Origin of the sequence: Streptomyces chiangmaiensis (assembly GCF_036281785.1) — a bacterium.
In the GTDB taxonomy this organism is placed as follows: domain Bacteria; phylum Actinomycetota; class Actinomycetes; order Streptomycetales; family Streptomycetaceae; genus Streptomyces; species Streptomyces chiangmaiensis.
In genome coordinates this window covers 1-20,410 of sequence record NZ_JAYWVC010000090.1, presented here as the reverse complement: position 1 = coordinate 20,410, position 20,410 = coordinate 1, and the positions used below count along the sequence as shown (strand labels likewise).

17 protein-coding genes and 3 pseudogenes are annotated in these 20,410 nt (G+C 71.1%); 12 read left to right on the top strand and 8 right to left on the bottom strand.

All coding sequences use genetic code 11. The features are described from left to right. Nucleotides 1-2,820: an ABC transporter permease gene (locus VXC91_RS24000; protein ID WP_329509393.1), complete on the top strand. Its 2,820-nt coding sequence runs from the start codon at nt 1-3 to the stop codon at nt 2,818-2,820. Beyond that, a complete protein-coding gene (locus tag VXC91_RS23995; protein WP_329509392.1) occupies nt 2,817-3,785 on the top strand; it encodes an ATP-binding cassette domain-containing protein in 969 nt (322 codons plus the stop codon). The genes VXC91_RS24000 and VXC91_RS23995 overlap by 4 nt, the downstream gene beginning before the upstream one ends. 587 nt (nt 3,786-4,372) lie before the next feature. On the opposite strand, the gene VXC91_RS23990 is transcribed toward VXC91_RS23995, so the two are convergent. Together VXC91_RS23990 and VXC91_RS23985 are read right to left on the bottom strand one after the other, a co-directional pair. Next, on the bottom strand, nt 4,373-4,666 hold the full coding sequence (locus tag VXC91_RS23990) for a hypothetical protein (protein WP_329509391.1): 294 nt from the start codon (nt 4,664-4,666) through the stop codon (nt 4,373-4,375). Next, nucleotides 4,663-4,992: a hypothetical protein gene (locus VXC91_RS23985; RefSeq protein WP_329509390.1), complete on the bottom strand. Its 330-nt coding sequence runs from the start codon at nt 4,990-4,992 to the stop codon at nt 4,663-4,665. The genes VXC91_RS23990 and VXC91_RS23985 overlap by 4 nt, the downstream gene beginning before the upstream one ends. A 168-nt stretch (nt 4,993-5,160) precedes the next feature. Between VXC91_RS23985 and VXC91_RS23980 the strand changes: the two genes are divergently transcribed. The 3 genes and pseudogenes from VXC91_RS23980 (at nt 5,161) to VXC91_RS23970 (ending at nt 7,062) form a co-directional block, all read left to right on the top strand. Next, nucleotides 5,161-5,415, top strand: a complete 255-nt coding sequence (locus VXC91_RS23980) for a winged helix-turn-helix domain-containing protein (protein WP_329509389.1) — start codon at nt 5,161-5,163, stop codon at nt 5,413-5,415. Between the two features lie 17 nt (nt 5,416-5,432). Further along, nucleotides 5,433-6,100, top strand: a pseudogene (locus VXC91_RS23975) (phospholipase); the annotation flags it as partial. A 53-nt stretch (nt 6,101-6,153) separates the two neighbouring features. Further along, complete coding sequence (locus tag VXC91_RS23970) at nt 6,154-7,062, top strand: oxidoreductase (RefSeq protein ID WP_329509388.1); 909 nt, start codon at nt 6,154-6,156, stop codon at nt 7,060-7,062. A 67-nt stretch (nt 7,063-7,129) separates the two neighbouring features. Here the strand turns inward: VXC91_RS23970 and VXC91_RS23965 are convergent, their stop codons facing one another. Then, nucleotides 7,130-9,547 carry a SpoIIE family protein phosphatase gene (locus VXC91_RS23965; protein ID WP_329509387.1) on the bottom strand — a complete coding sequence of 806 codons (2,418 nt, stop codon included), beginning with the start codon at nt 9,545-9,547 and terminating at the stop codon, nt 7,130-7,132. Between the two features lie 419 nt (nt 9,548-9,966). On the opposite strand from VXC91_RS23965, the gene VXC91_RS23960 reads away from it, so the two are divergent. Together VXC91_RS23960 and VXC91_RS23955 are read left to right on the top strand one after the other, a co-directional pair. Beyond that, a complete protein-coding gene (locus VXC91_RS23960) occupies nt 9,967-10,338 on the top strand; it encodes a BlaI/MecI/CopY family transcriptional regulator (protein ID WP_329509386.1) in 372 nt (123 codons plus the stop codon). A gap of 79 nt (nt 10,339-10,417) precedes the next feature. Continuing rightward, nucleotides 10,418-11,126 (top strand): annotated as a pseudogene (locus tag VXC91_RS23955) (adenosine deaminase family protein); the annotation flags it as partial. On the opposite strand, the gene VXC91_RS23950 reads toward VXC91_RS23955, so the two are convergent. Next, complete coding sequence (locus VXC91_RS23950) at nt 11,090-11,605, bottom strand: mycothiol transferase (protein ID WP_329509385.1); 516 nt, start codon at nt 11,603-11,605, stop codon at nt 11,090-11,092. The pseudogene VXC91_RS23955 and the gene VXC91_RS23950 overlap by 37 nt on opposite strands. Before the next feature lie 56 nt (nt 11,606-11,661). Continuing rightward, nucleotides 11,662-12,561, bottom strand: coding sequence for a LysR family transcriptional regulator (locus VXC91_RS23945; RefSeq protein WP_329509384.1), 900 nt, complete (start codon nt 12,559-12,561; stop codon nt 11,662-11,664). Between the two features lie 109 nt (nt 12,562-12,670). Here VXC91_RS23945 and mgrA point away from each other — a divergent pair, with 109 nt between their 5' ends. Continuing rightward, nucleotides 12,671-13,663 carry an L-glyceraldehyde 3-phosphate reductase gene (gene mgrA / locus VXC91_RS23940; RefSeq protein ID WP_329509383.1) on the top strand — a complete coding sequence of 331 codons (993 nt, stop codon included), beginning with the start codon at nt 12,671-12,673 and terminating at the stop codon, nt 13,661-13,663. On the opposite strand, the gene VXC91_RS23935 is transcribed toward mgrA, so the two are convergent. Continuing rightward, the gene (locus VXC91_RS23935; protein WP_329509382.1) at nt 13,653-14,582 is read right to left on the bottom strand and encodes an SDR family NAD(P)-dependent oxidoreductase; all 930 of its coding nucleotides are present in this window, start codon (nt 14,580-14,582) and stop codon (nt 13,653-13,655) included. The two genes, mgrA and VXC91_RS23935, sit on opposite strands and share 11 nt — an antisense overlap. Between VXC91_RS23935 and VXC91_RS23930 the strand changes: the two genes are divergently transcribed. Continuing rightward, nucleotides 14,500-15,381 (top strand): AraC family transcriptional regulator, encoded by an 882-nt coding sequence (locus VXC91_RS23930; RefSeq protein WP_329509381.1) that lies wholly within the window; start codon nt 14,500-14,502, stop codon nt 15,379-15,381. The genes VXC91_RS23935 and VXC91_RS23930 overlap by 83 nt on opposite strands. Here VXC91_RS23930 and VXC91_RS23925 read toward each other — a convergent pair. Further along, nucleotides 15,371-15,658: a DUF1905 domain-containing protein gene (locus tag VXC91_RS23925; RefSeq protein WP_329509380.1), complete on the bottom strand. Its 288-nt coding sequence runs from the start codon at nt 15,656-15,658 to the stop codon at nt 15,371-15,373. The two genes, VXC91_RS23930 and VXC91_RS23925, sit on opposite strands and share 11 nt — an antisense overlap. Nucleotides 15,659-15,907: 249 nt before the next feature. On the opposite strand from VXC91_RS23925, the gene VXC91_RS23920 reads away from it, so the two are divergent. The 3 genes and pseudogenes from VXC91_RS23920 to VXC91_RS23915 all read left to right on the top strand — a co-directional run bounded on the left by VXC91_RS23920 (nt 15,908) and on the right by VXC91_RS23915 (nt 19,468). Next, nucleotides 15,908-18,430, top strand: coding sequence for an ATP-dependent Clp protease ATP-binding subunit (locus VXC91_RS23920; RefSeq protein ID WP_329509379.1), 2,523 nt, complete (start codon nt 15,908-15,910; stop codon nt 18,428-18,430). 23 nt (nt 18,431-18,453) lie between these two features. After that, nucleotides 18,454-18,648: pseudogene (locus VXC91_RS47050) on the top strand (hypothetical protein); the annotation flags it as partial. A gap of 367 nt (nt 18,649-19,015) precedes the next feature. Then, nucleotides 19,016-19,468 (top strand): ATP-binding protein, encoded by a 453-nt coding sequence (locus VXC91_RS23915; RefSeq protein ID WP_329509378.1) that lies wholly within the window; start codon nt 19,016-19,018, stop codon nt 19,466-19,468. Nucleotides 19,469-19,477: 9 nt separating this feature from the next. On the opposite strand, the gene VXC91_RS23910 is transcribed toward VXC91_RS23915, so the two are convergent. Continuing rightward, complete coding sequence (locus VXC91_RS23910; protein WP_329509377.1) at nt 19,478-20,353, bottom strand: RNA polymerase sigma factor SigF; 876 nt, start codon at nt 20,351-20,353, stop codon at nt 19,478-19,480. Between the last annotated feature and the right edge of the window lie 57 nt (nt 20,354-20,410).

Here is a 20,410-nt window from a genome sequence, read left to right as displayed (position 1 = left end):
ATGCCTGCGCTCCCGCGCCGCCGGCGCACGTATGCCGGAAGCGGCACCGGACCCACCGGCACCGCCTTCTCGGCCGACGCCCCCTGGATACGCACCCGTCTGCGCGCGGCACCCGGCGTCACGCTGGCCCTGTCGTTGCTGGTTCTGGTCACAGCGTTCCTTGCGGCGGCCCTGCCCCGCGCGATCGACGTCCAGGAGGACTCCGCCCTGCGCGACATGGTGACCCGGGCGAGCGTGGCCGATCGCAGCGTCACGGCGACGCTGGACGTGTCGTGGCTGTCCTTCCCCTACGACGCCGAGTCCCTCGTCACCCCCCGGTCCCTGGCCTCGACCGAATCGACGTTCCAGAGCGTCGTACGCCCGCCCCTCGCTCTGGACGGGCGGCAGACCGTCTACGGCGTGCGGACGGCTCAGGCCGTGCCCGCCACGGACCCGAACCTGCCCCGGCCGACCCGGCACATCGACCCGCGGGCCACCCTCGTCGCCCAGCCGGACCTCGACCGCTTCACGCGCGTCGTGGACGGACGACTGCCCCGGCCGGGCTCCGGCGCCGGCACCGTCGAGGCGGCCGTCACCGAGCGCACGGCACACACCATGCGTCTGCACACGGGTTCCGTGGTCCATCTCGCCGAAGCGGGCGGAGCCAAGCTGACGGTGCGGATCACCGGCGTCGTCCGGCCCCAACACGCCAAGGCCTCCTACTGGAACGCGGAGCCGGACCTGCAGGCACCGAAGCTGTCCACTGTGCCCGGCGAGCTCCGCAAAGACCCCAAGTTCTACTGGCACTTCACCGCCTTCGTCGACGAGAGGGCCACGGGAGCCCTGCTCGGCCTGCACGAAGGCGTCACCACCTACTGGCACCACCCCGCCGACACCGACGCCCTGACCGCGAGCAACGCCTCCGCCGTGGTCGACCGTGTCACCGCGCTCACCAGCGGCCCGCAGGCCGCGCGGCTCCAGCAGCTGACCGGATTGCGCGGGTTCACCGTCGAGGAGGAGGGTCTGGCCACCCACGTGGAGCCGTTCGGAAGAGAACGGGCTGCCACCGCGCCATTGATCATGGTCGCGGCGGTCGGCGTCGGGACGGTCGCCGTCATCGTGCTGCTCATGGCCGGTGAACTGGCCGCCGCCCGGCGGCGCACGGAGCTGATGCTGATGCGCGCCCGCGGAGCGGGCCTGCGCGGCCTGGCGGTGCGTCTGCTCGGTGAGAGCGCCCTCACGGCGGTGCCGTCCGCGGCCGCCGGACTGGTCCTCGCCCTGCTGCTGATTCCCACGCAGCGCTCCGCGGCCGCCGTATGGGCGGCGAGCGGGGTCGCGGCTGTCGCGTCGCTGGCTCCGCCCCTACGTGCCCTGCTCTCCGTCCGCGCCGTGCGCCCGGGCGAGCCGGAGGACCTCGTGCGCGCCCGCCCCTCGCGGCGCCGCACCGTGGCCGAGTTGACCGTCGTCCTCGTCGTGACCGGCGCCGTGCTGGCGCTGCGCCGCCGCGGTACGGCGGACGGCGGCCTCGACCTGCTCACCGCGGCCGCTCCCGTCCTCGTCGCGGTGGTCGCCGCAGTGGTGCTGCTCCGGCTGTATCCGCTGCCGCTACGGCTGCTCGCCCGGCCCGCGGCCCGCCTCCGGGGTGCGGTCCTCCCCCTGGGCGTGGCGCGCGCCGGCCGTGCTCCCGCCACGGCCACGCTGCCGCTGCTCGCCGTCCTGGTGGCGCTCACCGTGACCTCGTTCGGCGGTGCGGTCCTGTCCGGGGTGGCCGCCGGGCGGGACCGGGCGGCCCTCGCGGCCGTCGGCGCGGACGCCAGCATCGAGGCGCCGGCCGCCCTGCCGTCCGGTCTCGCGGAACGCGTCCACCTCCTCAGCGGCGTGCGCGACGTGGCGGCCGTCCGCATCGATGCCGATCAGCACACGGAGCGCGGCGGGATCACGTACGACCTGCTCATGGTGGACCCCGGGTCCTATGCGCGGCTCGCCGCGGTGACCGGCGTGGACGGCCGCTTCCCGGCGGCGGTGCTGGACGGTCGCCGTGCGGGCGCGCCCGCCGCGGTGGTGTCCCCGCGGCTGGCAACGGAGTTCGGCCGCGACCCGATCACCATGCAGACGTCCGCCGGCCCCTTCGACGTGCGGGCTGTGGCGACAAGGGACGCCGCCGCCGTGGTGCCGGACGGCCGGAACTTCGTCATCGTGTCGACGAAGGCCGTGGCACGTGCCCATCCCGAATGGCTGGAGGCGTCCGCTCTGGACCCCACGGCGCTGTACGTGACCGGCGACCACGTCGACGGCACGGCCCTGCGCGCCACCGCTCACCAGGCGTCGGCCCGACTGACCGTCAAGCTGCGGTCACAGGAGCGGGCGGCGCTGAAGGCGACCGCTCTCCAGTCCGGTGCCCAGCGCGTGTATCTGGCGGTGGTCGCGGCCGGCGGCGGCTACTGCGCCCTGGCCCTGCTGCTCTTCCTGCTGCAGAGCTCACCGCAGCGCCGCACCGCGCTGGCCCGGCTGCGCACCATGGGCATGCAGGCGCGCCAGCGCCAGTGGCTCGCCGTGCTCGACATGCTGCCGCAGATCCTGCTCGGGGCGGTCGGCGGCATGCTCACCGGTCTCGCCGTGGTCCCGCTGCTGCGGCCCGGGGTCGACCTGACCGCCCTGGCCTTCACCAGCCGGCCGCCGATGGCCGACGTGCCGGCGGTGGTGCTGGACACCGACCCGCTCGCACTCTTCCTGCCGTCGGCGGGACTGCTGGCCGTGGCGTGCGCCGTGCTCGCGGCCCAGGCGTGGCTGACCGGACGGCGCGGCGAAGGCGCGAACCTGAGGATGGGGGACCAGACATGACGGAACAGACCTCGGCGGCGCCGGACGAGCTCACGCTCGCCGACCTGGAGCGGCGCGTCGCGCAGCAGCGGGAGCAACCCGCTCACAGCCACGACGCGCTGATCGCGTGCGACCGCCTCGTGCGCATCTTCGCCGGCCAGGGAGGGGAGGTGCAGGCCCTGCAGGGGCTGGACCTGCTGGTCGCGAAGGGCGAGCTCATGGCCCTGGTCGGCGCTTCGGGCAGCGGCAAGTCCACGCTCCTGAACATCCTGGCGGGTCTCGACGTCCCCACCGCGGGCGGCGCCTCGGTCGCGGGCTTCGATCTGCTGGCCATGGACAGCCGGTCCCGGCTGCGCTACCGGCGCGAAGTGGTGGGCTTCGTCTGGCAGCAGACGGCACGCAACCTGCTGCCCTACCTCACAGCCGCCCAGAACGTGGCCCTGCCCATGCGCCTCAGCGGCATCGTCAGGGGCAGGCGGCGGCGCGCCGCCCGTACCGCGGAGCTCCTGGAGATGACCGGCGTGGCCCACTGCCGCGACCGGCATCCGCACCAGATGTCGGGCGGCGAGCAGCAGCGCACCGCCATCGCCGTGGCGCTGGCCAACCACCCGGCCCTGGTCCTCGCCGACGAGCCCACGGGCCAGCTCGACTCCGCCACCGCCGAGCAGGTCTTCGCCACCTTCCGCACCGTCAACGAGGAACTCGGCACGACGGTCGTCCTGGTCACCCACGACACCGCCGTCGCCTCCGCGGTCCACCGCACCGTCGCCATCCGCGACGGCCGCACGGCCTCGGAGGTCCTGCGCCGCACCACCACCGACGAGCAGGGGCGCACCACGACCACGGCCCGCGAGTACGCCACCGTGGACCGCACCGGCCGGCTCCAGCTGCCGGGCGACTTCACCCAGGCCCTGGAGATCCGCGACCGCGTCCTGCTGGAACTGGAGCCCGATCACATCACGGTGCGGCCCGACCAGGCGCCGTAGTGGTGCCCGGCCGGCCTCGGCGGGTGTCTCAGAGATGCCGCCGGCAGTGGCGGAGCGTACCTTCCTGGAGCAGCGGCTGCGGGAGCTCGTGGGAGACCCGCGGGTGTGACGGACCGGCCGGGCGAAGGCCCGAGTCCGCCGCCGACTCGCTGGGATGCAAGGCCAGTTGGCCGGTCTGCACCCTTGACTGGTACAGACCAATGGTGTTGAGTGAGCCTGCGCAACCCCCCACCGCGGCCGCCCCCACCGGCGCGTGCGCCAGGTCCTGTTGCTCGCCCCGTCCGGGGGCGGCCGTGCTCGGCTCGACGGAGTATGATCACGCCGCCGCTGATCCACGCGAACCAGATCCGGAACTTCTCGACCCTGACGGCCTTCTGTACGTCGCTGTAGCTGGACATCAATCCCCCGAGATGATGCGTGTTCTGTCGAGGCATCATGCGCCCAGGCGAGCATCATCTGAAGGCAGTGTGCTCAAGTCGTGACACTGGTTCGTCGCCTGGTGGCTGGAGCGTCCGGCCGCACGACGAAGGCCCCCGACTGTCCTTCGCTGGGACTGGTCGGGGGCCTTGTTTGTTTGAGGGCTGTCGTTAACGATCCGCGTCCCGCTGGGCACGCTCCTCGTCGCTGTCCTCGCCCAGCCTCTCACCACGGAGCCTGGCGACGTTAACGGCGCCAGCCAGGAGCGCCAGGACGGGCCGCATGTCGCGCGCGTTCGCCTTGCTGTCGCGTGCCATCCGCGCGGCCTGGTCGGCCAGGTCCTCCGCCTGGGCCAGGGTCATGTTCTCCATGGTGTCCGCGAGGGCGTTAACGATCCCGTCGCCGGGCGTGACGTACGCAGGCTTCCCGTTGTCCTGCCAGGGCAGGCGTCGCAGGGCATTCATGCGGCATCCACCGCAGCGAAGAGGCCGTCCAGGGAGACCAGAGCGTCCTCCAGGAGCTGGACGTCGTCAGCCTCCGGCCGAGCCAGCTCCGCCAGCCGCAGCATGCTCCGGAGGAGTTCCGCGTCCTCCGTGCACAGGCCCTCCATCAGGCCCAGGATCAGGTCCGCGCGGGACGCCTCCTCCGCTGCCCAACGGGCCATGCCGTTGAAGTGGTCGCCCGCATGCCCAGGGACCAGGCAGCAATCGGCTGCCAGCTCGCCCAGCGTGTCCGCTGAATGGTCCGCGGGGACCAGGGCTTCAGCGCCGCAGACGTTAAGGTCTTCCATGTCGACTCCTTCGCAGTCGGCCATGCCCCCGGACCGGTCGCACGGTCGCGGGGGTCCTGTCGTTAACGACGTTACCGCAACCGCGTCCCCCTGCGTCCCCTTGATACCCAACGCGTCCGGACGCGTTCCCACGCTGCGGGACGACGAAGGCCGCGTCAGTCTCGTTTCATGACCGACCTGCCGAAGTACCGATACGAGGAGCTTGCGGACCAGATCCAGGAGGAGGTCCGGTCGGGCAAACTGCCGAAGGGTGCCGCGCTGCCCGGCGAGCGGGCCATGACAGAGATCTACGGTGTGGCCATCGGGACCGTGCGCCGTGCCGTCCGGTTGCTGAGGGACCGGGGCGTAGTCGCCACGCTGCCGGCCAAGGGAACGTTCGTCCTGGGCGCCGGAGGTACGGAGGGCGACACCTCCGAATCATGACGTGCGTCTGGCGGTAGCTACGACGGGGCGGCTGCACCCTGGTCAGCCGTCCGGTCGCCCTGTGGGTGGATGTCCAGCGCATCGTGGACTTCCTCAGGACACACCCCGATCAGTTCATCACCGTCTTCCTGGAGGACTACGTCGATCCGGGCGTCCTGCGCAGCGAACTGGCCAGGGTGAACGGCCTGTCGGACGTTCTCTACCGGCGCGATCAGACAGGGGTGAGGTGGAACGGCTGGCCGACGATGGCCGATCTGATCGCGGCGAACGACCGGCTGCTGATCTTCACCGATCACAGTCGTGCCGCGGTGAGGCCGCCGGACTCACCCGCGACAGCTTCGGCGTGATGTACCAGAAGGACTGGACGGTGGAGAACTACTGGTCCATGGGCCCGGGCATCGGCTCCTCCGACTGGTCCTGCTACAGCCGCTGGTACGACGCGAACACCGTCATCCCGCTGACCCGCACCGAACCCGGTTTCCGCCCGCTGTTCGTCATGAACCACTTCCGTGACGCGGCGATCGCGTCCACGGCGGGGACCAACAACAGCAAACTCGCCGACCGTGCCCAGCGGTTCTGTCAGCCGGGGGCCCGCAAGAAGCCCAACTTTCTTGCCGTCGACCGCTACGACCTCGGCAACCCGGCCTCGGCGGTGAGTACGCTGAACACCTACATCCATCCGTAGAGGGCTCCTCAAACCGGATGCGCGGGTCCGTGAAGCGTGCGCATGATCGGCCCATGACCTCACGGACGATCACCGCGGACGCCGCGGGCACCTGGAGCCTGGGCGACCTGCCCGTCAACCGCATCGGTTTCGGCGCGATGCGGCTGACGGGCAGTGCCGCCTTCCACCTCGGAACGCCGAGCGACCGCGGGCAGTCGATCGCCGTGCTGCGCAGGGCGGTCGAGCTCGGCGTCAACCACATCGACACGGCCGCCTTCTACTTCTCGTCGCTGCGCTCGGCGAACGAGCTGATCAACAGCGCCCTCGCGCCCTACGCGGACGACCTGGTCATCGTCACGAAGGTCGGCCCCTACCGCGACTACTCGGGTGAATGGGGCACCTCGGCCCGTCCGGACGAGCTGCGCGGGCATGTCGAGGAGAATCTGCGGCAGCTCGGCAGGGACCACCTGGACGTGGTCAACCTTCGCTGGATGGAGCGGTGGGACTCGATCGCCGAACACTTCGGCGCGCTCGCCGAACTGCGCGAGGCGGGGCTGATCCGGCACCTCGGCATCTCCGGCGTCGAGCCCCACCAACTCGCCGAGGCGCAGGCCGTCGCACCGGTGGTGTGCGTACAGAACCAGTACGGTCTCCACGCCCCCGCTCCGGGCACCGACGAACTGCTGCGGCTGTGCGGTGAACAGGGCATCGCGTTCGTCCCGTTCTTCGCGGTCGCCGGAAAGGGCGGCGCGCGCGGCCCGGCCGGCAACGAGGAGGACGAGGTCCAGGCCATCGCACGGGCGCACGACGCCACGCCCGCCCAGGTCCGGCTGGCGTGGACGCTTCAGCAGGGCCCCCACGTCCTGGCCATCCCGGGCACGGGCAACCCCGATCACCTCGTGGAGAACGTGGCGGCCGGTGCACTACGGCTCACGGACGACGAGATGAAGCGCCTCGACACCGTGCGCCTGCAGGAGCGGTAGGGCGACGGGGCGCGGCCCCGCCTCCGGGGGCCCGGGGCCCTCACGCTTCGAGCGGCGCCGTCCGTCATCAGCCCGTTTCGCCCCCGTCGCCGCCTCCGGGGGGCAATGGCAGCTCGGCCCAGACGCACTTGCCGTTCGATGTCCATCGGGAACCGAAACGGGAGGCGAGCGCGGCGACGATCGCGACACCTCGGCCCCCCTCGTCGGTCGGTCCGGCGTTGCCCGCCCGCACGATGTGAAGGCTGCGGTCGAAGACCTCGCACACCAGCACCTGGTAGCGGATCAGGCGCAGACGCACCGGGCCCGCCGCGTGGAGAACGGCGTTCGCGAGCAGTTCGCCGATGATCTGCTCAGCGGCGGGCACCAGCCGTTCGAGCCGCCAGTCCGTCAGCGTCCGTACGGCCGCCGCTCGGACGCCGCCGACGGCCGCGGCGTCGGCGGCCAACTCCCACTCCATGACCTGGTCCGGATCCAACGAGTGGGACCGGGCCAGGAGCACCGCGACATCGTCGGACTGCTCGCCGGCCGGAATGATGGCGACCGCCGACGAGCACAGCTCCTCCAACGGGGCCCCCGGCCGCTGGCCGAGGGCGCGGCACAGACGGTCCAGACCGAAGTCGATGTCATGGTCATGGGTCTCGACGAGACCGTCGGTGTAGAGGACGAGTGTGCTTTCCTCGCTCAGCTCGTACTCCACGGCCTCGAAGGTCCGAGTACCCACGCCGAGCGGTGCCCCCGGGGGCACGTCGAGCAGCGTGACGGCGCCCGACGGGTCGACGAGGGCGGGTGGCGGGTGCCCGGCCCGCGCGGCGGTGCACCGCCGGCTGATGGGGTCGTAGACGACATACAGACAGGTGGCTCCCATGATCGCGGGGGGCATGGCCGTGGCCTCCACGCTCTCGGCCGCGAGGCGGGCGAGCAGGTCGTCGAGGTTGGCCAGCACCTCGGCGGGGGGCAGGTCCAGCGCGGCCAGCGTCATCGTCGCGGTGCGGATCCGGCCCATGGCCGCCGCGGCGTTGATGCCGTGGCCGACGACGTCGCCGACCACCAGGGCGACCCGGGCGCCGGACAGCTGGATCACGTCGAACCAGTCGCCGCCGACGCCGCCGCGCTTGTCGGACGGCAGATAGCGCCACACCGCGTCCACAGCGCTCCCACCGCTGGGATGCCGCGGCAGCAGGTCGCGTTGCAGCGCCAGGGCCGCGGTGTGCTCGCGGGCGTAGCGGCGTGCGTTGTCCAGACTCAGCGCCGCCCGGCTGACCAGTTCCTCCGCGACCAGGCGGTCGTTCTCGTCGAACGGCACCAGATTCTCCGTACGGACGAGCACCGTGACCCCCAGGATCTCGCCGCGGGCGTGGATCGGCAGGATCAGCAGACTGTGCATGCCCAGGGTGACGACCCTCTCGCGCCGTCTCGGGTCCTGCGCCAGCCACGTGCCGGGCGAGGCGTCCAGCTCGGGCTCCAGGTAGGAACGCCCGGAGGCCAGGACCTCCATGAAGGGAGAGTTCGGGGGGACGAAGACCGGATCGCCAGGCGACCAGAGAGACTCCGGCATGCCCTCGTGGATCGACGCCATGCCACCGCGGTGGAACGCCGGGATCCGGCCGTCGCCCGCCGCGCCGAGCTGTGTGAGCGGCCGCCCGCCGAGCTCGGCCGAGTCGAGGAGGTCGACGGTCGCGTAGTCCGCCAGCACCGGCACCACGACGTCGGCCAGGTCCTGTGCGGTCTGTCTGACGTCCAGGGTGGTGCCGATGCGGGTGCCCGCCCTGCTCAGCAGCGTGATCCGCTCCCGCGCTCGCCGCGAGCTGGTCACGTCCACATTCAGGGAGCACACCCCGGACTCGCCGGCACGCGCGTTCTCCACCGGGAACACCGAGAGCGCGTACGTGCGGCGCCAGCGACGGTCCCGCTGGTCCAGTTCCCGTCCGATCACCGGAACACCGCTGTCCAGCACCTCGCGCAGCGTCGCCTTGACCTCGCTGGTGTCCGCGTACAGTGGCGACTCCTCCAGCACCCGGCCGAGCCGCGCCTCCCGGGGACTTCCGTAGGCGTCGGCGAGGGCTTCGTTCAGCCACGCCATGCGCAGTTCCGAATCCCAGACGGCCATGGGGAAGGGACAATTCTCCGCGACCGACACCGCACGCGCCGATCCCGGCGCCCCCGTCAGCGAGACCAGCCACTCCACGGTGCCGTCTTCCCCGGACAGCGCGGACACCCGCAGACTGACGTCCACCGTCCGCCCGTCCCGACGGCGCAGCACCGTGCGCCCCGACCACTCCTGATCGAACCCGTCCCGGGACTCACCGGGCGACGCCAGCAGCGACCCGGCGGACCGCCCCAGAACCTCCTGGGGCCGATAGCCGAGCAACTGCCGCGCGGCATCCGTCCACCGTGTCACCGTTCCCGACGGACCGACCACCGCCAGCGCCGCGCCGGCGTCACAGTACGCCGAACCGGCACCGGAACCGGTGTCGAGGTCGGACATCCCTCCACGCTAGGCCCGCCCAGTCGCCCCCGCAAAGCGGACCGGACCCGGACCCGCTGCCGGGCCGCACCTCGTCTTGCCTGTCCGCGCCGCTCCTCCATCAGCACGCTCGGTCCACGGCCGCGACACCCTGTGCGCGGTGCCCCCGGCCGTCCCACGAGTCACCAGTGGGCCGGCCCGGCTCGGGCCGGGGACGGCGCCAGTGCGCTCACCGTCGTCGAGCCGGCGGTGTGCCGCCGCTACACGGCGGCGTCCGGGGGAGGGTGACCGTGCGGGGCGGAGCGGTCCCAGGGCTCGCGTCCCTGGGCGCGTGTCCCTTTCATAATGGATGCGCGGCCCGGCCCGGCCGGATCCGCGAAGACTGCGTTCCTGCAGACGGTCTGCACGAACGCGGACGATTGCGGGGTGAGGAAGGTTCCATGACCGAAGCGAAGGACGAGCGCCGCCCGGCGGGCGAGCTGGAAGCGACCGTCATGGCCGCCCTCTGGGCAGCGGACGCCCCCCAGACCCCTGGACAGGTGCAGCTGAGCCTGGGCGGCGGACTCGCCCGCACGACGGTGACGACGATCCTGTCCCGACTGCACGACAAGGGCGTCGTCGAACGCCGGCGCCAGGGCCGTGGATACGCCTACTTCCCTGTCCAGGACGCCCACGACCTCACCGCCCGGCGCATGCACACCGAGCTGGACCGGGACAGCGACCGGCACACGGTGCTGGCCCGCTTCGTGGCCCAGCTCAGCGAAGAGGACGAGCGCGTTCTCCGGGATGTACTGGAATCCGGCGAGCAATGACCTTCCTGTTGCTCCTCCCGCTCGCGCTGCCGTTCGCCGTCCCCCGCTCGCCCGTCGGGCCCTCGATCGGCTCGCACCCATGCAGGAAGGGCTCGCCTCCGGCACGGCGAAGGCGGCGGCAGCACCCCGTCCAGGTCGGCACCCTGCTGTGCGGCATGCGCATGTTCGACCGCACCCGGGAGATCGCCGACCTCGCGGTGGCCTTCCGCGACGCGGGCGTGGTCGGGTTCGACATCGCCGGAGCCGAGGACGGCTTTCCGCCCGCCGACCACCTCGCCGCCTTCGAGTACCTGCGGCGCGAGAGCATGCCGTTCACCATTCACGCGGGCGAGGCGCACGGCCTGCCCAGCATCCATCAAGCCCTTCAGGTCTGCGGCGCCCAGCGCATCGGCCACGGTGTGCGCATCACCGACGACATGGTCGACGGCAAGCTCGGCCGGCTCGCAGGCTGGGTGCGGGACCGCCCAATCGCGCTGGAGATGTGCCCGACCTCCAACCTTCAGAGGGGCGCCGCCTCCTCGATCGCCGGGCACCCGATCACGGCACTGAAGGACCTGGGCTTCCGGGTCACCCTCAACACCGACAACCGTCTGGTCTCGGGCACCACGATGACCCGCGAGATGTCCCTGCTGGTCGAGGAGGCGGGCTGGACGGTCGAGGATCTGCGCACGGTCACGGTGAACGCCGTCAAGAGCGCGTTCATCCCGTTCGACGAGCGCAACGCCCTGATCCGGGACGTGATCCTGCCCGGCTACGAGGCCGCGCTCCGGAGCAGCCCGCGGACATAGGCGGCCTGTCCGGCGTGCTGCAGATCGTCGGACAGGACGCTGACCAGTCGTACGCCCAGGCTGACCGGCGGATCCCAGCGCTCGTCCACGATGCGCTCGAAGTCCTTGGCGGTCAGCCCGTGCACGAACCCGAGCGTCTGCTCGTGCACGGCGTCGTAGTAGCCGGTGAGGAGGTCGCCCGATTCCACCTGGATCCTGGCGACCGCCTGCGGGCTGTGGCCGTACCCCGTGTCCTGGCGGGGAAGATCGAGGCCGAAGCGCTTCTCCCACCCCTGTGAGAGCCAGACCTGCTCGAGGGAGCCGGCGTCGGCGACGTGGTCGTCCTGCACCCGGGTCAGGTGCCAGACGAGCCACGCGATCGAGTTGGCGTCCTCGGCGGGACGGGCGTTGAGCTCGTCAGGTCCCAGCCCGTCGACGGCGGCATGGACTTCTTCCTGGATGCGGCTGTACGCGTCGATGAGGATGTCCTTCGCATGCATGGGTCCACCATCGCGCATCGCGGCCGGCTACGCGGGGCCATCGGGCGCAGCGCCGGTCAGCCGTCGCCGGTGTCCTCGTCCGTGTCCGCCGCCAGGAGGACCATCAGGGCCCGGGCCGCCGGGCTCGTCGCCTCGTGCGGCGGCAGCACGGCGACGGTCTCGTACAGGGCGTCGCTCTTGACCGGGAGCGACACGAGCGTGGAGGCCTCCCGCTTCTGTCCGAAATGGCGCGGGACGACGGCGATGCCGAGCCCTTCGTGGACCAGCTCCAGCAGGCTGTGCACATCGCTGACCTCGAGCGTCACCGTCCGGTGCACCCCCGCCTCCGCGAACGCCACGTCGGTCGTGCGACGCGGCCCCCAGTCGGGGTGGAAGTCGACGAACGCCTCGCCGCCCAGGTCCTCAGGGCTCACCGGGCCGCCGTCCGCCAGCGGGTGCGACGGATGACACAGTACGGTCATCGGTTCGCTCGTGAGCGGGAGGGAGCGCAGCTGGTCGGTGTCCTCCTGGGTGCGCACCGCGAACGCGAGATCCAGTCGGCCCGCCGCGACCTCCTCGGCCAGCGCGCCCGAACCGGCCTGGCGCAGCCGGATCTCCACGTCGGGGTGACGTCGACGGAACCCGGCGAGCAGCCGGGCGACATCCACCCCTGCGATGCACTGCTCTGTGCCCAGCGACAGCGTGCCACGCAGCACGCCCTGGACGGCGGCGACGGCCTCACGGGCGGCGCGCACCTGGGACAGGATCCGCTCCGCTTCCACCAGCAGGGCGCGGCCCGCCTCCGTGAGCGTGACACTGCGGGTGGTGCGAACGAACAGCGGGGCCTGGAGTTCCCGCTCCAGGGCGCGGACCGACGCGGACAGGCCCGACTGCGAGACCATCAGACGTTCCGCTGCCCGGGTGAAGTGCCGGTCCTCGGCGACGGCGACGAAGTGCTGGAGATGGCGCAATTCCATGATTGAGAAGTGTAAATGTTCAATCCCATCGGATTCCTCTGTTGGACCGCTGCCGGACGGGCGGGCGAGAGTGGAGGGCGTTGTCGGCTGACCCCACCTGGAGTGCACGTTGTACACCGCAGATCCCGCCCGCTACGAGGCCATGGCCTACCGCCGCACCGGACGCAGCGGCCTGCGGTTGCCCGCGCTGTCCCTCGGACTGTGGCACAACTTCGGCCCCAACCGCCCGGCGGAGACCCAGCGGCAGATCCTGCGCCGTGCCTTCGACCTCGGTGTCACGCACTTCGACCTGGCCAACAACTACGGCCCGCCGCCCGGCGCCGCCGAGTCCGCCCTCGGCGACGCACTGCGGGCGGACTTCGCGCCCTACCGTGACGAGCTGGTGATCTCCACCAAGGCCGGCCACCTGATGTGGCCGGGTCCGTACGGCGAATGGGGCTCCCGCAAGTACCTGCTTTCGTCGCTCGACCAGAGCCTGAAGAGGATGGGCCTGGACTATGTCGACATCTTCTACTCGCACCGCCCCGACCCGGAGACCCCGCTCGAGGAGACGATGGGCGCCCTGCACTCGGCGGTCCAGCAGGGCAAGGCGCTGTATGTCGGTGTCTCCAACTATTCGCCGGAGCAGACCCGCGAGGCCGCCCGGATCCTCGGCGAACTCGGCACTCCGCTGCTGATCCACCAGCCGCGCTACTCGATGCTCGACCGCCGCCCGGAGGACGAGGGGCTGCTCGACGCCCTGGACGAACTCCAGGTCGGCTCCATCGCCTACTCGCCGCTCGGGCAGGGCCTGTTGACCGCCCGCTACTTCGACGGCATTCCGGAGGGTTCGCGGGCCGCGAGAGACAGTTCGTTCCTGACCGCCGAGTCGCTCACCGAGGACCTGGTGGGGCAGTTGCGCGCCCTCGACGACATCGCCAGGTCGCGCGGTCAGTCGCTGGCCCAGATGGCCCTGGCCTGGGTGCTGCGCGGCGGCCGGGTGACCTCGGCCCTGGTGGGCGCGAGCAGCCCGCAGCAGCTGGAGGACAGCGTCGCGGCCACGCGCAACCTGGACTTCGACGCGGACGAGCTGGCCCGGATCGACGCGGTCCTCAAGCAGTAGGGCACGGCCCTCGCGCAGGCGGGCGACGGGCACGCCGGGCGATCAGGCCATGAGGCGTTCGCTCACCTCCCACAGACGGGTGGCCGCCCCGGGATACCGCGTACCCGAGTACGCCGACGGCCTCCGCCCCGGCCCGCCAGGCGGCCTCGTCCGCCTGGGCCACCAGCGGGCTGATGTCGCAGTTCTCGCAGTAGACGCCGCCCAGCCCGTCCAGCTGCGGGCTGGTCGCGCACCAGACGCTGGTGGCCGCTCCCTGCGCGATCGTCTTGAGCTGGCGGGAGGGGTCGCGTACGGGGCGGCCCTCCTCGTCCACGGCACCCGCCGCCCGGATCATCTCCTCGGAGATGTGCTTGGCGAGACCGGTGTCGATGATGATGCCCGGGTGCACGGCGAAGGCCCGCACGCCCTCCGCCCGCCCACGCCGGTCCAGCTCGACCGCGAAGAGGGCGTTCGCGGTCTTCGACTGACCGTAGGCGGCGAACGGCTCGTACGTCCGGTGCTCGAAGTGCAGGTCGTCGAAGACGACGGGGGAGAAGCGGAACCCCCGGGAGGACACCGCCACCACCCGCGCTCCGCCGGCCGCGACCAGTGCGGGCCACAGGCGGGACACGAGCTGAAAATGTCCGAGGTGGTTCGTGGCGAACTGGCCCTCGTAGCCACGCGCGTCCCGGGTCAGCGGGGTTGCCATGACGCCCGCGCTGTTCACCAGGATGTGCAGGCGACGTCCGGAGGCCAGGAACTTGTCGGCGAAGGCGTCGATGGATGCCGGGTCCAGCAGGTCCATCTGCTCCACCTCGACGCCGTCGACGTTCCGCAGGACGGCCCGGGCCCGGTCCGTGTCACGGGCGGGTACGACGACATCGGCGCCCGCGGAACGAAGGACCCGGGCCGTCTCGAGACCGATGCCGGAAAAGGTCAATGCGGTGGTGCGGGGGCGTTGCCTTCTGGTCCGCGAGGACGGAGCGGAGTCCCTCACGATCGAGGAGGGGGACGTCGTCGTCTCCGACGGCAGACGCCCTTACGTGCTGTGCAGCGCTCCGGGGATCGAGCCGCTGGACTCGGGTGGGGTCGCCATGGACCCGGGCAGCCGCATGGCCCACCTGGGTGGCGGCGAGGAGTTCGTGTGTGTCTCCGGCCACATCGACCTCAGCAGTGGTGACCTGCTGCGCCGGGCTCTGCCGGAGCTGATCCACGTGCGGGCCGTCGAGGTCGAGGCCCCGGTACTGGGCTGGCTGATCGCACAGCTGGTGGCCGAGATGACGACGGAACGGGCCGGAAGCGTGTTCGCGTCCGACCAGCTCGCCCAGCTGCTCTTCGTCCAGGTGCTGCGGGTCTGTCTTGCCGATGCCGAGCTCCTTCCGGCCGGCTGGCTGCGGGCCCTGGCCGACGAGCGCCTCGGCCCGGCGCTGCGGCTGATGCACGGCGACCCGTCGCGCCCCTGGCAACTGGAGGAACTCGCCCGGGCCGCCGCCATGTCCCGGACCGCGTTCGCCCTGCGATTCAGGAAAGCGGCCGGCGTTCCGCCCTTGACGTATCTCCTCAACTGGCGCATGACCCTGGCGGCGCGCGCCCTGCGCGAGGAGGAGACGTCGGTGTCGGCTCTCGCGCGGTCCGTGGGCTACACCTCGGAGAGCGCCTTCAGCAACGCCTTCAAACGCACCGTGGGCATCGCACCGAGGCGCTACCGGGACGCGGCGCGGGCGGCGGTCAGGGGCTGAGCCGCTCCTCCAGGTGGACGGTCACGGTGTCGCCCTCCTGCTTCCCGATCGCCTTGCGCACGTCGGCCCTGACCGGCAGTTTGTGGGTGCCGTCGCCCAGGGCCATGAACGAGCTGCGGAAAGGGTGTCCGTCGATCGTTCCGCGGACCTTGACCAGGCCCCGCGTGCCGAAGAAATCGACGGACCTCGGCCAAACGACATACGTCCAGCCGCCGTTGCTCGCACTCTTGAGCAGGACGGCGGTGAACCTCTCGTCCAGTGTGCCGTTCGCGTCCATGGTTTCCTCCGGTCCGGGTGGGTCGTCCTGCTGACATGACCGGCCGAGGCACGAGAACTCATCGGTCGGCGAGGGCACACGACCGTCGGTGCACGGGTGCCCGTGCACTCGCACGCCGATCGCCTCGATCGTCCTCGTGGTCCTGCGGTTGTGATGCGCTAGGACCTGGCGAAGACTGGGCAAGTACGGGCAAATCGACTACGGCGGGCGATACGCGGCCGTGTGTTGCCGCCGGACGGGTGGTCAAACGTGACGATCTCGCCCTTCGGGTCAGGCGACCCGTTTTCCGACCTCTTCAATCGCTTCTTCGGCATGAGCCCGGCCACCTCGCCACCGGCCGTGCAGCGCGTCCCCATCGGACGTCTGCTGAGCGAATCCTCGCACGAGCTGCTCGCCACCGCCGGGGAGCGGGCCGCCGAGGACGGCTCCGACCTCGACGCCGTACACCTGTTGTGGGCCGCCACCCGGGTACCGGCCGCGCGCCAGGTGCTGGAGCAAGCCGGCGCGGATCCCGACCGGCTCGCCGCCGACCTGCAGAATTCGCTGCCCTCCGGGACCGGCACCGGAGAGCCTGCACTCACCCCGGCGGCCAAGCGCGCCCTGCTCGCCGCCCATGCCCGCTCTCAGGCGGCCGGTGCCTCGTACATCGGCCCGGAACACATCCTCGCCGCGCTCCTCGACGATCCGCGCTCCCCGCTGACCCGAACCCTCCAGGCGGAGGGCGCCTCCCAGAGCGCGCTGAGCGCCCCCCGCCGGCCGCGGCAGGCGGCCGGCGGGCATGCCGACACCCCGACGCTCGACGAGTACGGGCGCGACCTCACCGACGAGGCGCGCGGCGGCCGCCTCGACCCCGTGGTCGGCCGGGCCTCCGAGATCGAGCAGACCGTCGAGGTGCTCTCCCGCCGGACCAAGAACAACCCGGTGCTCATCGGCGATCCGGGCGTCGGCAAGACCGCGATCGTCGAGGGTCTGGCGCAACGCATCGTCGGCGGTCAGGTGCCCAGGGTGCTGAAGGACCGTCGTGTGGTCGAGCTCGACATGGCCGGGCTCGTTGCCGGGTCGCAGTACCGGGGTCAGTTCGAGGAACGGCTGAAGAAGGTCATCGACGAGGTCTCCGAGTCCAAGAAGGTGATCATCCTTTTCATCGACGAGCTGCACCAGGTCGTCGGCGCCGGCGCCACGGGCGAGGGGTCGATGGACGCAGGCAACATCCTCAAGCCCGCGCTCGCACGGGGCGACCTCAGTGTCGTCGGCGCGACCACCCTGGACGAGTACCGCAAGCACATCGAGAAGGACGCGGCGCTGGAACGCCGGTTCCAGCCGGTCATGGTGCCGGAGCCCAGCGTCGAGGAGACGATCGAGATTCTGCGCGGACTGCGCGACTCCTACGAGGCACACCACCAAGTCCGCTACTCGGACGAGGCGTTGGACGCCGCGGCGTCGCTCTCCGACCGTTACATCAGCGACCGGTTCCTGCCCGACAAGGCCATCGACCTCATGGACCAGTCCGGGGCCCGGGTCGGACTGCGTGCCGTGGTCGACTCCACCGAGGTCGCGGAGTTGGAGGACCGCATCGAGCGGCTGCGCCGGGAGAAGGACGAGGCGGTCAGCACGGAGGACTTCGAGCGCGCGAGTGAACTCAAGCGCCAGATACCCGAGTTGGAGCGGGAGTTGTCGGGGATCAGCGAGGGCGGGGCGGCGGCGACCTCCATGGTCACCGTCGAGGACATCGCCGAGGTGCTCTCCGCACGCACCGGCATCCCGGTCTCCCAGCTGACGGAGACCGAGCGTGAGCGGCTGATGAAGCTGGAGGATCTCCTGCACGAGCGTGTCATCGGCCAGGACCAGGCGGTCACCGCCGTGGCCCAGGCCGTGCGGCGCGGCCGGGCCGGCATGGGCGACCCCAACCGGCCCACCGGCAGCTTCCTCTTCCTCGGCCCCACCGGTGTCGGCAAGACGGAACTCGCCAAGGCGCTCGCGGAACTTCTCTTCGGCGACCCCGACCGCATGGTCCGCTTCGACATGAGCGAGTTCCAGGAGAAGCACACCGTCTCGCGGCTCGTCGGCTCCCCGCCCGGTTATGTCGGCTACGAGGAGGCGGGCCAGCTCACCGAGGCGGTGCGCCGCAAGCCCTACAGCGTCGTGCTGCTCGACGAAGTGGAGAAGGCCCACCCGGACGTGTTCAACCTGCTGCTGCAGGTCCTGGACGACGGGCGGCTCACCGACGCCCACGGGCGCACGGTCGACTTCCGCAACACCGTCGTCATCATGACGAGCAACATCGCCTCGAAGCACATCCTGGACCACCGGGGCGACGTCGAGGAGATCAGGGACGATCTGATGGCGGAGCTCCAGGCGCACTTCCGCCCCGAGTTCATCAACCGGATCGACGACGTCATCGTCTTCCACTCTCTGGTCCGCGAGGACCTGGTGCAGATCGTCGACCTGCTCCTCGACGGCACCCGGCGCCGGCTGCACGCGCAGGATGTCCGACTGGAGGTCACCGAGGTGGCCAAGGACTGGCTGGCCGATCGGGGGTACCAGCCGGAGTTCGGTGCCCGGCCGCTGCGCCGCACCATCCAGACCGAGCTGGACAACCGGCTGTCGAACATGCTGCTGGACGGGACCCTCAACCCGGGTGACACCGTCGTCGCGGACGTCGTGGACGGCGATCTGGCCCTGAGCCTCAGGGCCAGGCCCGCGGACGAGAAGGCCGCGCAGGCCAAGCAGGCGGACGAGGCAGGAGGCGCGAAGCAGGCCGAGGGCGGGTAGGCCACGGTCGGCAGCGTGGACGCGAAGTTCAGGACGTGCCGGGCGTCCTGCGTGCCTGGTGCGGCGGCGACGGCCGACAGGAGGAGGTGGCCGAGGAGCCGGCCGCCGGACGGCTGGTCCGCGTCGCCATCAGGGACGACACCACGGAGTGCGAACTGCTCGCCGAATCCGTGGGCGCGCGTCGCACGCAGCGCTTCGTCCCGGCGCTCCCCCACCCCCGCACATCCCGCCTTCCGGACTCCTGCCCTCGCTGCTCGGCGATCACCGTGCTCACACGCCGGTGCGCCTGCACCCACGGGAGCAGCCCGGACAGCACCACCGCCGCCCCCATCACGAGGACCGGCCACACCCACCGGCCCACGGCCCACCTCCGGTACCCCGGCCCTGACGGCGTACGACCGGGCGTCATACCCTGCGAATGCCCCGGACCGACGCGAAGACGCCCCCGGCGGGTGGGGCCGTCGTACCCGCGACGGCGGGGCCGGCAAGCACGGTGACTGGCACACGTGTCACTGGGTACGAGCACTGGTGCGGTGCCTCTGGGGGTGTCGCGCCCTACGAGCACCGGCATCCGAGAGAGACCGCATGAGGGAGCACCTGGACGAAGTGGTCATACCGGCACACTTCGACACGCCCGTTGAACCGCTGCGGAGAGCGGCGCACTACGCCGGGGAACCGGGGTCCATCACCGAGGCCCGGGCCTTCGGTGAGCTGTTCCTCGAACAGCTCCGGCCCGAATGGTGCGCCTGCATCGACGAGCGCACCACCGGCGATGTGCTGCTGGTGGTGAGCGAACTCGTCACCAACGCGCAGCGGCACAGCCCCGGTCCGTACATCCTCGAACTGGAGGGTACCGACACGGCCGTGACCGTCGTGGTCTACGACAGCAGTGCCGCCCTGCCCCGGCGCTATCCGAGGGACCCCGGGCGTATCGGCATGCACGGCCTGGAGATCGTCCACGCGCTGGCCGCCCAGGTGGCGTGTGAGCGGGTCCCGGTCGGCAAGCGGGTCACGGCTGTGGTGCGGCTCGGGCACTGAGGCCGCCCGTCAGGCGGCGTCGACCCGCCTGACGTCGTCCAGCATGCCGCAGCGCAACTGCTCGATGATGCGCTTGATCAGACGCGAGACATGCATTTGGGAACATCCGAGCCGGGCGCCGATGTCGGCCTGAGTGGCCTCCTCAACGAAGCGCATATGGATGATCGTCCGGTCGCGTTGGCTGAGCTCCGCCACCAGCGGGGCGAGGGTGTGGAAGTCCTCGACGAGGGCGATGCCGTCGTCCTCTTCGCCGATGAAGTCGGCGAGGACGGCCTCACCGTCCTGGTCGTCCCCGGTCAGCGTGGCCTCCAGCGACGACGAGTTGTAGCCGTTGGCCGCGATCTGCGCCTCGATCACCTCGTCCTCGGGCAGGTTCATCAGCGCGGCCAGTTCGGCGACGGTCGGCACACGGTCCAGACGGGTCGCGAGTTCCTCGCGCGCCTTCGCCAGCTCCACCCGCAATTCCTGCAGCCGGCGCGGCACATGGACCGCCCAGGTCGTGTCGCGGAAGAACCGCTTGATCTCGCCGACGATGTACGGCACGGCGAATGAGGTGAACTCCACCTCCCGGGAGATCTCGAACCGGTCGATGGCCTTGATGAGACCGATCATGCCGACCTGGACGATGTCCTCCATGTCGTCGCTGCGGTTGCGGAACCGGCCGGCCGCGAACCGTACCAGCGTCATATTCACCTCGATCAGGGTGTCGCGCGCGTACTGGTATTCGTGCGTGCCCTCCTCCAACGTGCTCAGCCGCTGGAAGAACTGACGGGACAGTTCCCGCGCATCACGAGGAGCCACCGTCCTCGGGTCCGTGACGGTCGGCAGGCCCTCCTCACCAGCCCTGGTCCGGACCGTCTCGTCGGTGACCGTCGACCAGCTCATGGAGGTGTCCATTACCTCTTCCACGAAACTCACCAAATACCTCCGAGGACGCCCCGG